9 protein-coding genes are annotated in these 13,724 nt (G+C 67.8%); 4 read left to right on the top strand and 5 right to left on the bottom strand.

The window, feature by feature from the left end:
* Positions 1-71: 71 nt before the first annotated feature.
* Together VFW04_12860 and VFW04_12855 are read right to left on the bottom strand one after the other, a co-directional pair.
* Positions 72-1,532 carry a cation:proton antiporter gene (locus VFW04_12860; protein ID HEX5180216.1) on the bottom strand — a complete coding sequence of 487 codons (1,461 nt, stop codon included), beginning with the start codon at positions 1,530-1,532 and terminating at the stop codon, positions 72-74.
* 53 nt (positions 1,533-1,585) lie between these two features.
* Positions 1,586-4,318, bottom strand: coding sequence for an AsmA-like C-terminal region-containing protein (locus tag VFW04_12855; protein HEX5180215.1), 2,733 nt, complete (start codon positions 4,316-4,318; stop codon positions 1,586-1,588).
* Positions 4,319-4,566: 248 nt separating this feature from the next.
* On the opposite strand from VFW04_12855, the gene VFW04_12850 reads away from it, so the two are divergent.
* From VFW04_12850 to VFW04_12835, 4 genes are all read left to right on the top strand, one after another.
* The gene (locus VFW04_12850) at positions 4,567-6,435 is read left to right on the top strand and encodes a multicopper oxidase domain-containing protein (protein ID HEX5180214.1); all 1,869 of its coding nucleotides are present in this window, start codon (positions 4,567-4,569) and stop codon (positions 6,433-6,435) included.
* 135 nt (positions 6,436-6,570) lie between these two features.
* The gene (locus VFW04_12845) at positions 6,571-6,975 is read left to right on the top strand and encodes a hypothetical protein (protein HEX5180213.1); all 405 of its coding nucleotides are present in this window, start codon (positions 6,571-6,573) and stop codon (positions 6,973-6,975) included.
* A 117-nt stretch (positions 6,976-7,092) separates the two neighbouring features.
* Positions 7,093-7,497, top strand: a complete 405-nt coding sequence (locus VFW04_12840; protein ID HEX5180212.1) for a DUF3224 domain-containing protein — start codon at positions 7,093-7,095, stop codon at positions 7,495-7,497.
* A gap of 14 nt (positions 7,498-7,511) precedes the next feature.
* Entirely contained in the window at positions 7,512-8,000 is a 489-nt protein-coding gene (locus tag VFW04_12835; GenBank protein HEX5180211.1) for a DinB family protein, read from the top strand.
* Between the two features lie 27 nt (positions 8,001-8,027).
* Here VFW04_12835 and VFW04_12830 read toward each other — a convergent pair whose 3' ends face one another.
* The 3 genes from VFW04_12830 to VFW04_12820 all read right to left on the bottom strand — a co-directional run bounded on the left by VFW04_12830 (position 8,028) and on the right by VFW04_12820 (position 13,551).
* Complete coding sequence (locus tag VFW04_12830) at positions 8,028-9,662, bottom strand: MDR family MFS transporter (GenBank protein HEX5180210.1); 1,635 nt, start codon at positions 9,660-9,662, stop codon at positions 8,028-8,030.
* Between the two features lie 130 nt (positions 9,663-9,792).
* Positions 9,793-11,034 (bottom strand): cytochrome c biogenesis protein/redoxin, encoded by a 1,242-nt coding sequence (locus VFW04_12825; protein HEX5180209.1) that lies wholly within the window; start codon positions 11,032-11,034, stop codon positions 9,793-9,795.
* Between the two features lie 30 nt (positions 11,035-11,064).
* Positions 11,065-13,551 carry an ABC transporter permease gene (locus tag VFW04_12820; protein ID HEX5180208.1) on the bottom strand — a complete coding sequence of 829 codons (2,487 nt, stop codon included), beginning with the start codon at positions 13,549-13,551 and terminating at the stop codon, positions 11,065-11,067.
* Positions 13,552-13,724 lie beyond the last annotated feature (173 nt).

Below are 13,724 nucleotides of genomic sequence, written 5' to 3'. Positions count from 1 at the left end.
AGTGCTCGAGCGTTGGGCCAACCCGCTCGTCTCAGCTGGAGCGCCACCCGGGCGCTCGTGGCTTCGTCGAGTCAGGCGCAGTAGACCACGAGCGTTGCTCGCTGCGACAGCCGGAGCGCGGTCGCATCGCGAACCGGGTCGTCCGGGTCGAGTCGGACAGCGCCGGCGGCAGTGATGGTATCCGCGTCGTAGTTCCGGCGCGCGCGCGCGTCGACGATCACGACGGGTTCGCCGCGCGCCTGCATCGCGCGCATCTCGTCGATGCCGATCCGTTCGGGAACCCCATCGGTGGCTGGCGCGGCGATCGGAAGGGCTGGCCTTTCCGTTAGTACAGGGGCCGGCGCGGTGGCGGCGCGGTGCCGGCGAACGAACAGGCCTATGCCGCCCCCGTGGAGCACCACCGACAGCACGACGACAAAGCTCGTGATGGCGAACAGACGGTCGGAGCCGGGCAGTCCGAGGAAGACGGGCAGGAGGACGAGCAGCAGCGAGCTGAGCCCGCGCGCGCCGAAGAGCGCGACCAGCCGCCGGTCGCGCGTCTCCATCCCGGCGCCGACGAGGATGGGATACAGGACCACCGTTCTCGTGCCGAGCGCGATGCAGGCGAACACGACGAGCCGCCAATCGACGCCGGCGAATCCCGACCAGATGAGCGACGTGCCTAACGCGACGAACGTGAGCAGCAGCAGCATCTCGGCGGTGGCTTCGCCGTATTCGAGAAAGCAGTCGCACAGTTCGACGTCCTGCATCGCCACCATGAGGCCGGCCACGAACGCCGCGACGAACCCGCTTCCGCCGACGGCCTCGGCCGCGGCATAGGCGCCGAACGCGAGCCCCAGCGCATACAGCGACTCGTAGTCGCGCCTCACGCCAATCCGCTCGCGAACGCGGGACAGCGCCGCGATCCCGGTCCAGCCGACCGCCGCGCCTAACAATGGGCCGAGCAGGAACAGACCGAGCACGCTGCGCACGACGTCGTGCGGCGCGACGCCGCTCGACGGCGCGCGCAGCAGGAGCATGGCGAGTACGACGATGGGCAGCAGCACGACGTCGTTCATCCCGGTCTCGATCCGCAGCGCCAATCGAGCCGGCGCCGGGAGCGCCGGCGAGCGCAGTACGCCGCGCAGCAACACCGGGTCGGTCGACGCGAGCGCGGCGCCGAGGATCGCCGCACCGGGCGGCGTCACGCCTAACAGAAGCCAGGCGGCCACGGCGATGAGGATGGCCGGAATGAGCGTGCCCGGGCCGAGCACGCGCCAGACCAGCCGGCGCTGCGCGCTGAGCTCTGCGATGCGTACGGTGACCGCGTCGCTGAACAGCACCAGGGCCAGGCCAAGGGTCGCCAGCGCGTGGAGCGCGGCAGAATGGAATCCGACATCGAGCAGCCCCATGCCGAACGGACCGAGCAGCGCACCGAGGGCGAGAAACACGGCGGCGATCGGGACGCCGGCGCGCTCGAGCGCGCTCGAAAGGAGAGCGGCCGCGATGAGGACGATGGCGATCAGCGCCAGGCTGGCGAGGAATTGCTCCATTCCCGGTCCTCAGCGATCGAGCGCGACGCGGTCTCGTCGCCTAACGCTCGGCCTCACGGCTTGGCGCCCGCCTTGGCCGCCTGCGCGCGCGCCGAGGCGACCAGGCTGTCGGCGCGCTGATTGGCCGTGCGCACGATCGCGGCCGCCTTGTCGTCCGACTGTTTGCGCAATTTGTCGGCCGCGGCTTTGGCCGCGACCTGCAGCAGCGGATTGGAGCCGGCCTTGGCGGTCAACGAGTCGGCTTGGGCGTGGCCGATCTGCTTCACCGTGTCGGCCAGGGCCTGTGCGTTCTGCTTGATGGTCGCGGCTTGCTGCTCGGCTTGCTCGACGAGCTTCGACGCGGCGGCCGACACCTGCTGCGTGACGGCCTGTTGGGCGGCGGCGACAGCCGACGACGCGGCGGTCCCGGCGCCGGCCTTGACGGTCGGATTGGCGACCGTGCCGCCTAACTGAATGGCCAGGGGAATCTCGGGTGCGGCGCCGAGGTTCACCCCGGCCCTGCCGGCCTGCGACGCCAGGCTCGAGAGCGCATCGTTCGCCGCGGTCCCGAGCATCGATCGCGGGACGTGCATGTTCATGGTGTACTGGAGCGACTGGTCGAGTCCATTCGAGCCGGCGATCGTGGCGGCGATGCCGGCCACCTTGACGTCGAACGGCTGCACCGTCAGGCGGCCGTTGTCGATCCGGAACCGGGCGCGGAGCGGCTGCAGCGTGGGATTGTCGAGGACGTCGAGCTTGGTGATGGCGGCGAGCTTGCTCAACGCCGGGAACCCGCGCAGCGCGAGCTCGGACGTTTCGAGCGTGCCGGCGCCGCTCAGATTCGGCAAGAGCGGCATCATGTCCTTGCCTAACGCTCCGCTCACGTGCACGGTGGTGGTGGCGGTGCCGCTCGCATATTTGGCCACGGGCGCCAGCATCTGCACGGTGGTGAAGGCCTGGAACGCGGATGGAAGGTCGACCCTGGTCATGGTCACCGTGGCGTCGAACGTCGGCTTGGCGGGCTGCGTGGTTTCATAGACGCCGCTGACGGCGATCTGGCCGCCTAACGCCCCGGCCTGGAACTGCTCGAGCGTCGCCCGCTGGTCGGCGATGCGGAGACGGGCGTGCACGTTGCTCATCGTCAGCTTGTCGTACAGCAGTTGCCCGACGGTCGCGTCGAGCGCGACGTCGATTTTGGGCGGCACCGGAATGATCGCGAGGTCGCCGCCGGAGCGCCACTCGTCGAGATTGAACCGCTTGCTCGTGACGGTCGCCGATCCGCGGAGCGTGTCGCCGTGCAGCGCAAAGGCGATGAGGTTGTCGAGCGTGCCCGATGCCTGGAGGTCGCTCGATCCCACCGTGCCCGTGAACGATTTGAGCTGCGCGCGCTGCGGCGCCAGCACGAGCGACGCCTGCTGGACGGCGAGCGGGCGGGGCAGCGCCGCGCCTTTCATGGTGAGACCGGCCACGTCCACGGTGCCGTTCGCCATCACCTTGTCGTACTGCTGCTTCGCGAGGAAGGACATCCGCGTGTGCACCGCCGCGTTGGCGGCGACGGTGCCCGCGAGCTGGTCGACGCCCTCGAGCTTCACGGTGCGCCGCACGTCGGCGAGATCGACCTTGCCCGTTAGGCGAGCATCGATGTCGGGGTCGGAGATCGGTGTGCGCATCACCATGCGTGCGTCGATGGGATTGGCGCCGAGCACGACGTGAAACCGGTCGAGCGTGACCACGGTGCTGTCGGCGCTGCCGCCCGGGTTGTCGAGCGAGAGATCGACGCCGATCGAGCGCGCGGGGAGCGGCAGATCCGCGTACTTGAACGCCGCGTCCGTCACCTTGGCGGTGAGCGCGAACGCCGGAAACGCCGTTAGGCCGTACCGGCCCTTGACCCAGCCGTCCAGCGCGACGGCGCCCGTGGCCTGCACCTTGTCGAAATCGTGCGCGTACACGCCGGGCACAAGCGACAGCATGCTCTTGAAGTCGGCCTTGGGCGCCGTGAACGCCAGGTCGAGCGCCATCATGCTGTCCGCCGATTTCACCGACCCGGAGATGGCGAGTGCGAGGTCGTTGAGGCGCAGCTCCGTGTTGGCGAGCGTGTACGCCTTCGCCGCGAGGTCGGCGTCCACGTTGGCCGTCAGGCCGAGCTTCACGTGGTCGAGATAGGGGATTCCGGCGAAGACGAGGGTGGCGGTGTCGGCGCCGGCCGTCGTGCGAATGCTCACACGCCGCTGGCTCACGTCCCCGCTCAACGACTGGTCGTAGCCGGCGAGCGAGGCGAGGACGTTGGCGTGCCGGTCGTCGAACACGATCGTGCCGCCGGTGATCGCGACGCGGCGCAGGCGCACCGCGAACGGCTTGGCGTTAGGCGCGGTCGGCGCCGCCGCCGGTGCCGGTTTGGTGATGTTCCAGTTGGCCGTGCCGTCCTCGAGCGCCAGCAGGTGGACGCGCGGCCGATCGAGCTCGAGCGCGCCGACTTCGAGCGGCGCGCCGTGCAGCAGATTACCCGCCACGCTGGTCAGCTCGAGCACCACGCGCAGGTGGCTCACGGCGGCGAGCGTGTCGCCCTCGAAGCGTCCCGCGCCGACGATGGCAAGATCGTCGAGCGTGAGGCTCAAATTGGGGAAGTGCCGGAAGAAGGAGAGCCCAATGCTGCGCCATGCCACGTGCGCGTTCACATTGTCGTTGACCGCTTGCTGGACGCGCAGTGCAATCCGGTCGCGAAACACGAACGGCAGCAGCGCGAGGAGTACCAGTACGACGCCGATCGGCGCAAGAACGGCGGCTGTGATGCGCGCGGATCGTTTCATGGAGACCTCGGGAAGCCGGAATGCAGGTGGCGAACTGATCAGCCAAATATATGTACGCGGGAGGCCATGGCAGGCCGCATACTGGCACTCAGTGGATGCACACGGGCAGGTGACGGTGGAGTGACGGTGGCGTGATGCGCGGCGGTAGCATCTCGTTCCTAACCGTCACCATGCCTCCTATGTCGCCTCGTTCCGCGATACTGCTCCTGGGCACGCTAGTCCTGTCTGCCCACGTGGCTCATTACGCTGTGCCGCCCGTCGTGCGGCCCAACCCGAACGTCGAGCGCGCCGGACTTCTGCGCGACGGCGTCCTCACGGTCTCGCTCGAAGCGGGCCAGGCCAGGTGGTGGCGCGACGGACCGCATCGACCACCGGTGGCCATCGCGGCGTTCTCCGAAAATGGGAAGGCACCGCTCGTCCCTGGCCCCCTCATTCGCGTGGCAGCGGGAACGGAGATTCGGATCTCAGTGCGCAATTCGTTCGCGGCGCCGCTCACGTTTCTCGTGCCGTCCGCGATCCGCGGGGACCCGAAAGCGCCCAAACGGGGAGACTCGGTGGTCATCGCGCCAAAAGCGACCGGCATGCTCACGCTGCACGCGACCGTGCCCGGAAACTATATGTATCGCGCGCTGATGCCTGACAAAGCGAGCCAGGGAACCGGCGTCACCGGGCTCCTGACCGGAGCGATCGTGGTCGATACATCGGGCTCGCGCGCGGCAGATGACCGCGTCTTCGTCATCATGGCGACGCAAGACTCGACCCTCAACGCGTTCCGTGACACCGTGCAGGGTCCATCGCAACCGGGCGCGCCGGTCGGGCGGTTGATCTACACGATCAACGGTCGTTCCTGGCCTAACACGGAGCGCATCAACGCAACGGTCGGCGACTCGCTGCACTGGCGGGTCATCAATGCCTCGTTTCTTCCGCACCCGATGCATCTGCACGGCTTCTACTTCCGGATCGACGACTTCTCGGGCCAGAGCAACTTGAGCCGGCCCACGCCGGGCGAGATGGTCGTGACCCAGCTCCTGCCGCCATACACGGCGATGGCCATGTCCTGGTCGCCGGACCGGCCAGGCAGCTGGATCTTTCATTGCCATCTCGCGGTCCACCTCGAGCCCGATTCGACGTCGGCGGAGCCAAACGATCCGCACATGCTGGGCATGGTCGGCCTCGTGTTAGGCATAACCGTTGGCCAACATCCCGGCGCTCAGGCCGCGAGCGCGCCGCCCTCGCCCGTTCGGCATCTGCGCCTCATCGCCGAAGAAACTCCGTTGGGCGGCGCGAACGGCACGGCCAGCGCGATACCGTCGATGCACTTCGTGCTCGAGGAGAATGGGCATCGTGTCGAATCGAAGTCGGACATGAGTCCCGAACTCGATCTCGCGCGCGGCGCGCCGGTCTCGATCATGATCGTCAATCGATTGAACGAGCCCACCAGCGTGCACTGGCACGGCATCGAGCTCCAGGACAGCTACATGGACGGGGTGATGGGGTTCAGCGGAGAGAGCGGTCACCGATCGCCGGAGATCGCGCCGAGCGATTCATTCGACGCGCGCTTCACGCCGCCGCGGTCCGGCACGTTCATGTATCACGTTCACATGGACGAGTTGCGCGCCGAGATCGGCGGACTCGAGGGAGCGCTGATCGTTCGTGACTCCGGGACGGCGCCGCCGGCGGACGACTATGTCTTCTTTCTCAAGGGCATCAACGGAACGTTGACCGTGTTCAACGGTCCGGTCGAGCACCCGTTCGAAATCAACGGCACAGCAAACCCCGACACCATTCTTCTTCACGTTGGGCGGCCGGCGCGCCTTCGCTTCCTCAATCTGTCAACGGTGAATACTGCGCCGATCGCCGCGCTCACGGCGCGGCCCGACAGCTCGCTGCGGGGGGTCACCGACACGATGACCGTTCGGTGGCGACCGTTAGCCAAGGACGGCTTCGATTTTCCGGAGGCCGAGCGGCAGCTGCGACTGGCGAGCCAGTACATCGGGATTGGCGAGACGTACGACTTCGAGTACGTGCCGGAGCACCCGGGGAACCTCCGACTGGAGATCCGGCGGAACGGCGGCCAGCGGAACTTGCTGGCCAGAGTGCCGATCCGCGTGCAGTAAGGAGTCCTTTTTGGAGGAAACGATATGACGTTGCGACCGGCAGTAGCCGTGATAGCAGTACTATTCTTGGCGTCCCTTCGACTCTCGCCGGCTGAAGCGCACGTGCGCCACGCGCCGGCACCGAGCGGGTGCGCTGTGATCCCGATATCGCTGCTCGACAGCGCGTTCGGCGAGAAATTCAATGATCAGCCGGTCGCATCCCCGGCGGTGCCTGCCTATGCCGGCGCGACGGGCATGCGCTGCGTATTCTCTTCCAAGCCTCCCTTTGCGCGAGGTCACGAGACCACCGTCGACTTCCTTGTGTACCAGGAGGCGTCTTCGGCCGAAGCCAAGGAAGCCTTCAACAAGATCGCGGTCTACCTGGCTGACAAGTCAAAGCCGGCGCCGGCCGTCGGCGACTCCACCTATTGGCAAAATCCGGATGACACAGGAAACTGGCTACACGTATTGAAAGGGAAAACGCATTTCATGCTCAGCATCCAACCGACTGACGACAAAAAACTGGTGGGCTTGGCGACGGCAATCGTGAAACTGCTGTGACGGCCGGGCGCGGCGCCAAGCCCACTAAATTGCATCGGATGACGCGTGCGCCTAGAGTGTGGGCATGACCCACGAAGGCCCGACGCTGCCCGCACCCATCTGGAGCCACTCATCTATATGTCGACCATCGCCGCCGGGCCGTTCGAGGTGTCGGTCAAGCCTCTCACGCCCTACGACCAGGCCCCGGGATCGCGCATTGCCCGCATGTCCCTCGACAAGACATACCGCGGCGACCTCGAGGCTACTTCAATCGGCGAAATGCTCTCCGCCGGGACGGCCGTATCCGGGTCGGCGGCATACGTCGCCATCGAGCGCGTCACAGGTGCGCTCGACGGCCACAGCGGGTCATTCGCGCTCTACCATGTAGCGACAATGACGCGGGGTGCGCCGGACCTCCGCATCTCGGTTGTGCCGGACTCAGGGACCGACGGCCTGGCCGGCATCTCCGGAACCATGCAGATCGACATCAGCGGCGGCAAGCATTCATATCGATTCGAGTACAGACTGCGAGATCATCCCTGAGTGCGGAGCAGGTCATGAGCGTAGCGCAAGAATTCCTGGCGGAGTTCGATGGGGAGATGCCGCCCACCCGGAAACTGCTCGAGCGGGTGCCGAGCGATCGCGGCGCGTGGAAGCCGCACCAGAAATCGTTTTCGTTAGGCCATCTTTCACAGTTGGTGGCACGGATGCCCGGCTGGCTCGTGCCGATGCTGCGCGACACGAAGCTCGACCTCGGCGCCGCCCCGGGCTACAGCCTCGAGAACACCGAGGCGCTCCTCGCGCAGTTCGACCGCGGGGTGCACGATGCGCACGAAGCGCTGGCGGCGACCACCGATCGCGACCTCGACGCGCCCTGGTCGCTCGTGCACGGCGACCAGGTGCTCTTCACCATGCCGCGGCGCATCGTCGTGCGCCAGCACCTCAATCACATCGTCCACCACCGCGGCCAGCTCACCGTGTACCTGCGGCTGAACGACGTGCCGCTGCCCTCGATGTACGGGCCGACCGCCGACGAGTCGTGGTAGATTGCGTTAGGCGACGGACGACCGCGCTCAGTGCGCCGCGGCCCCGGCGCCGCCGCCCTTCGGCTTCCGCAGCAGGATGATCGCCGGCGACGCGATGATGAAGGCCATCATGATCAGCATCCAGGCATCGTTGTAGCTGAGCATCGCCGCCTGGCGCATCACCAGCTGGTCGATCGCACCCATCGCCGCGTGCGCAGCCTCGAGTGGCGTGTAGCCGTGCGCCATGAAGCCCTGGGTGAGCAGGTGCTGGCGCGCGACTAACGCGGGATTGCCGGCGTAGATGTTCGACACGAGATCCACGCGGTGCAGTTGCGTGTGCTTGTCGACGTACGTGCTCAGTGCCGCAATCCCGAACGAGCCGCCGAGTTGGCGCGCCAGATTGATCAGCCCCGAGGCCTGCTGCGCCGTCTTGGGATCCAGACTGCCGTACGCCGAGTTGTTGATCGGCGTGAAGAGCAGGCCCAGGCCGAAGCCGCGGATGATGAGCGCCGCGCGTGCATCGGGCTCGCCCGCCGCCGTCGTCAAATGGCCTAACTGCCACATCGACACCAGGAACACGCACACGCCGATCACGATCAGAATACGGCCATCGACCAACGGCTTGGCGCCGTTCAACAGACGGCCGCAGATCACGGCCGCCACAGCCGTGGCGATACCGCCGGGCAGGAGTGCGAGACCCGTCTCGGTGGGTGTGAAGTTGAGAATCGTCTGCGTGAACAACGGAAAGATGAACACGCCTCCGTACAGACCGAAGCCGAGTGCAAGGAACAGGAAGATCGACGCACTGAGCTCGCGGTTTTTCAGCACGTGAAACTCGATCACCGGGTGCTTGTTGCGCTTTGATAATTCCCACCAGAGCATGCCCGACAGCGCGACGGCAGCCACGATCGCCAGTCGGATGATCAACGGATCCTGAAACCAGTCGTCGCGGCGGCCTTCTTCGAGCACGTACTGCAGCGTGCCCAACCCGACGGTGAGGAGACCGATGCCCAACCAATCGATGTCTTCTTTGCGCCGCGTCATCCACGGCGGGTCGTGCAGAAAGCCCGTCACCAGGAACGTCGACGCCGCCGCAATGGGAATGTTGATGAAGAAAATCCAGTTCCAGTTGTAGTTGTCGGTGATCCATCCGCCCAACGTCGGCCCGACGGTCGGCGCGACGATGATGCCGAGGATGAAGAGCGCCTGCACCATGCCCTGCTGCTCGCGCGGAAAGACCTGCCGCAGCGTCGCCTGCGCGGTGGACAGGAGCGCCGCGCCGCCCGCGCCCTGCATGATCCGCCACAACACCAGCTCCGTCAGGCTGTGCGACGTGCCGCACATGAACGACGCGAACGCGAAGATGGCGATCGACGCCGTGAGATAGTTGCGACGACCGAACCGCGCCGTGAAGAACGCCGTCATCGGCAGCACGATGACGTTCGAGAGGATGTACGCCGTGGCGACCCATCCGATTTCGTCGAACGTCGCACCGAGGTTGCCGGCCATCTGCGGCAGCGCAACGTTGACGATCGTGGTGTCCAGCACCTCCATGATCGCGGCCGTGATCAGGCCTAACAGAATCAGCCAGCGGTGCTTGTTGAGCTCCGCATCGGCCGCGTCGTTCGCCGCCAATGAGGCGGCGGTGACGGCGGCTCCGGATGCACGTGATGGCGCAGTCACAGCCCAGCCCGTCTCCTGTCGCGTGATGGGTCAATCGCCCGCGCCCGGCGCGAGGCCGCCGGAAAACGGGTCCGTCAAACATAAACGGAGGAGGGAGACGGAACGTGCCCGACGGTTGCCGGCGGCCGGTTTACGGCGCAGGCTCGGACAGGAGCTGCGCCACCACGCGGTCCTGCGTGTCGTACGCGCCTTCGCCGAAGTGGTGGTAGCGAATCTTCCCGGCCTTGTCGATGAAAAATGCGGCGGGCCAGTACTGATTGTTGAACGCTCGCCAGATGGCGTAGTCGTTGTCCATCACCACGGGATACGCGATGCCCAACCGCTTCACCTCGTCGCGCACGCTCGCTTCATCGTGCTCGGCCAGGAACTCGGGCGTATGCACGCCCACCACAACCAATCCCCGATCGTGGTACTTCTTCGCCAGCGCTTCGACGTGCGGCAGCGCATTGAGGCAGTTGTCGCAGAGGAAGGTCCAGAAATCGACCATCACCACCTTGCCGCGCAGCGATGCCGGCGTGAGAGCGGTCGAGTTGATCCACGGGCCGCCGCCGGCAAATCCGGGGAACGAGCCCTGCGCCGTCAACGACGGCAACGACGCCGGCCGCGCCACGACGGACGAGTCCACACCGGGCCGGCTGCTGCCTGGCGTGGCGCCGTCACGCACGAGGGCGACGAGCCGCGCTTCCGCCGGCGCGGTCGAGACGCCCGCTCGCGCGAAGAGCGCCGAGTCGCGGCCCGACGCGAGCAGCACGACGACGGCCATCGCGGCTGCGCCTAACGCACGACGGACCCATCGGTCCACGCCGGCGCCGCGCCGCAGCCGCTCGAGCAGCCGAGCGCCGGCGAACAGCACCACCGCCAGCGACAATGCGGCGCCCGCGGCAAACGCGAGATAGAGCGACGCCGAGCGCGCGCTCCATCCGCCGGCGGCCGTGATCGCGACGACGAGCCCGAGGATCGGGCCGGCGCACGGCGCCCACAGCAGCGCAACCGCCGCGCCGATCACGGCGTTGCCGGCGACGCCGGGCACCAGGGAGCCGGCCGCGCGATCGAGCCGCGCGCCTAACCGAACCGGCAGCGCCGCCAGCGCGTCGGCCACCCGTGGAAAGAGCAGGCTCGCCCCGACCAGCGCGAGCAGGGCCAGCGCGATCCAGCGGCCGACGATGCTCGCCCGTATCAGCCACGCCGCGCTCGCGGTCGCGATCGATGCCGCCGCCGCGAACGTGACCGCCATGCCGGCCAGCATGGGGAGGATGTCACGGCGCAGCGACCGGCCGGTGCGCGTCATCACGAGCGGCACCACCGGCAGGATGCACGGGCTGGCGATGGTGAGCACGCCGCCCAGAAAGGCCAACACCACCAGCGTCATCATCCGGCGCCTCCGCTCGACCCGGACACCCGGTCACTCCACCCGCAACGCAATCGATGGCTCGAGAGCGGCCGCGCGCCGCGCCGGGATCCAGCTCGCGGCGACGGCGGTCGCGATCAGGAGCAGCGCCGCTCCGCCTAACGCAACCGGATCGGTGGGGCTCACCCCGAACAGCACCGAGCCGAGCACGCGGGTGAGCACCACCGCGCCGACCAGTCCCGCGACGATGCCGATCGCCGCGTCGGCCAGCGCATGGCCCGCGATCAGGCGGCGCACCTGCGCCGGCTGCGCGCCTAACGCCAACCGCACGCCGATCTCGCGCGTGCGCAGGCTCACCAGGTAGGCGATCACGCCGTAAATCCCCACCGCGCCGATGCCCATCGCAATGACGGCCGCGATGCCAAGAATCGTCAGCGTGAACGTCGTGCGCGCTTCGGCGCGCGTGACGAGCGCGGTCATCGGCGCCACGGCATAGATCGGCAGGGCCGGCGCGACCTCGCTCATGATCCGGCGCACCGATCCAATCACTCCCGTTGCATCGCCGGTCGTGCGCACCACGAAAGCCACATCGCGCGGCGCCCATGCCTTCCCGGCGGCATTGAGCGTGAATGCCGGCATGTACACGGTTTCGGCCGGCGGTTGGTCGAGTCCGGCGTCGTGCACGCTTCCGACCACGCCGACGATCGTCGACCACGGGTCGGAGATCGTCATCCGAATGCGCCGTCCGATCGGTGACGCGCCGCTCCAGTATCGTTGGGCGAACGCCTGGCTCACCACGACTTCGCGCGGGCGCTTCGCGGGATCCATCGATGGGTCGATGCGGTCGAACGTGCGGCCGGCCGCGAGCGGAATCCCCATGGCGCGGAAGTAGTCGGGCGTGACGAACGCCATGGGGTGGATGCCGGGAATGGTGCCGGGCTTGAGCGGGTGGTCTTCGACGAAGACGGCGCTATCCTGGCTGCTTTCGTCGGACAACGGCAGCTTGGTCACGACGCCGGCGGCGCGAACGCCGGGCAGCGCATCGAGCGAGTCCGAGAGCTGCGACACCAGGCGCGCGACGTCGGCGGCCGCCGGATACTCGACGTTAGGCATCGCGATGCGGAACGTCAGCGCGTGCTCCGGCACGAAGCCCGGATCCACCGCGCGCAGCGCAGCGAAACTGCGCGCGAGCAGGCCGGCGCCCGCCAGGAGCACGAGCGCCAGCGCCACCTGCGCGATCACCAAGGCGCGGCGGGCGCCGGAGCGCGCACGTCCACCGCTGGCGCTCGAGCCGGTGGCACCGAGAATGGCCGAGAGCGACAGCGCGCGCGCCCGGGCGAGCGGAACGAGACTCACCAGGAACGCGGCCAGCGCCGCGGCGGCGACCGCGACCGCGACGACGGCCGCGTCCACGCGCACGTCGCCTAACCGAGGCACGCTGCGCGCCGCGCCCGCCGCCGCCAGCGCCCGCAGCGCCGCCAGCGCGCATCCAATGCCCAACGCAGTGCCGAGCGCCGCGATGAGCGCCGCCTCGCCCAGGAACTGGCCCAACACGCTGGCGCGCCCGGCGCCTAACGCACGCCGCACCGCCAACTCACGCTGGCGCCCCTCGGCGCGGGCCAGGAACAGGTTGGCGACGTTCGCGCACGCAATGGCCAGCAACACCACCGCCGCGCCGAGCACGACCCACAACACCCGGCCCACGTCCCCGACCACCACATCGCGCATCGGGCGCACCACCGCCTGCATGTGCGTCACCCGGATCGCATCCACCGTCAGCCGCCCCGGATACACCACCGGCACCGTCGGCAGCAACCGCTGCACATCGGATTGCGCCGCGGCGATCGTCACGCCGTCGCGCAACCGGGCGATGCCGCGGAAGTCGAACGCCGCCGATGCCGTGTGCGCCGGATCGATGACTAACGGAATCCAGAGCGCCGTCGCCGGCTCCGGAAAATGGAACGCGCGCGGCATGACGCCGACGATCGTGCGCTCGACGCCATCCACCAGCACCTGGCGCCCGATGACCGACGGATCGCCGCCGAACTTCCGCCTCCACAACGACTCGCCGATGAGCACCACCGGCGCCGCACCAGGCGCGACGTCGGCATCGCTCAACTCGCGCCCGGCGTGCGGTCCGACGCCGAGCACCCGAAACACACCAGCGGTCATCACGGCCGCCGGAACCCGCTCGGCTTCCCCGGTACCGAGGCCCGATGCCGTCGAGGGAACTACGTTCGCCGACGTCGCCTCGTAAGCGCCGACGTCCGTAAAGACGCGGTTCCCGGCGCGATACACGAGATACGTCGCATCTGATTGGTCGACGTGCGCGATACCCGAAACCGCCAGCGTATGCGAGAGATCCACCAACCGGTCCGCGTGCGCGTAAGGCAGCGGACGCAACAGCACGCCGTTCACCACGGTGAACACCGCCGTGGTCCCTCCGATGCCGAGCATGAGCGTCAACGTCGCCGACACGGTGAAGCCCGGCGCGCGCAGCAAGCGGCGCGCTGTCTGACGCAGTCGAACGAATGAACGCATCGATCGCAGTCGCCGAAGAGGTCGATGGACAAGCTACGATGCGGCCCGGCCTCGGGCTTGTCAGGTATGTCAGCGTTACGCAAGTGATCCCTGACGAAACCAGCCAGGGGCAAAGGGTGAAAAGGGCGAGCATTCTCTATTGACAGTGGGCGGACCGGGTAGGAGTATCCGCT

This window comes from Gemmatimonadaceae bacterium (assembly GCA_036273715.1).
Taxonomy (GTDB): domain Bacteria; phylum Gemmatimonadota; class Gemmatimonadetes; order Gemmatimonadales; family Gemmatimonadaceae; genus JADGGM01.
The sequence above is the reverse complement of the archived record's forward strand: the minus strand, read 5'-3'. Positions and strand labels throughout refer to the sequence as shown.

Excerpts from the sequence above, each read along its gene's own strand:
- VFW04_12860 (HEX5180216.1), bottom strand. The coding sequence starts at position 1,532 with ATGGAGCAATTCCTCGCCAGCCTGGCGCTGATCGCCATCGTCCTCATC.
- VFW04_12855 (HEX5180215.1), bottom strand. The coding sequence starts at position 4,318 with ATGAAACGATCCGCGCGCATCACAGCCGCCGTTCTTGCGCCGATCGGC.
- VFW04_12840 (HEX5180212.1), top strand. The coding sequence starts at position 7,093 with ATGTCGACCATCGCCGCCGGGCCGTTCGAGGTGTCGGTCAAGCCTCTC.
- VFW04_12835 (HEX5180211.1), top strand. The coding sequence starts at position 7,512 with ATGAGCGTAGCGCAAGAATTCCTGGCGGAGTTCGATGGGGAGATGCCG.
- VFW04_12825 (HEX5180209.1), bottom strand. The coding sequence starts at position 11,034 with ATGATGACGCTGGTGGTGTTGGCCTTTCTGGGCGGCGTGCTCACCATC.
- VFW04_12820 (HEX5180208.1), bottom strand. The coding sequence starts at position 13,551 with ATGCGTTCATTCGTTCGACTGCGTCAGACAGCGCGCCGCTTGCTGCGC.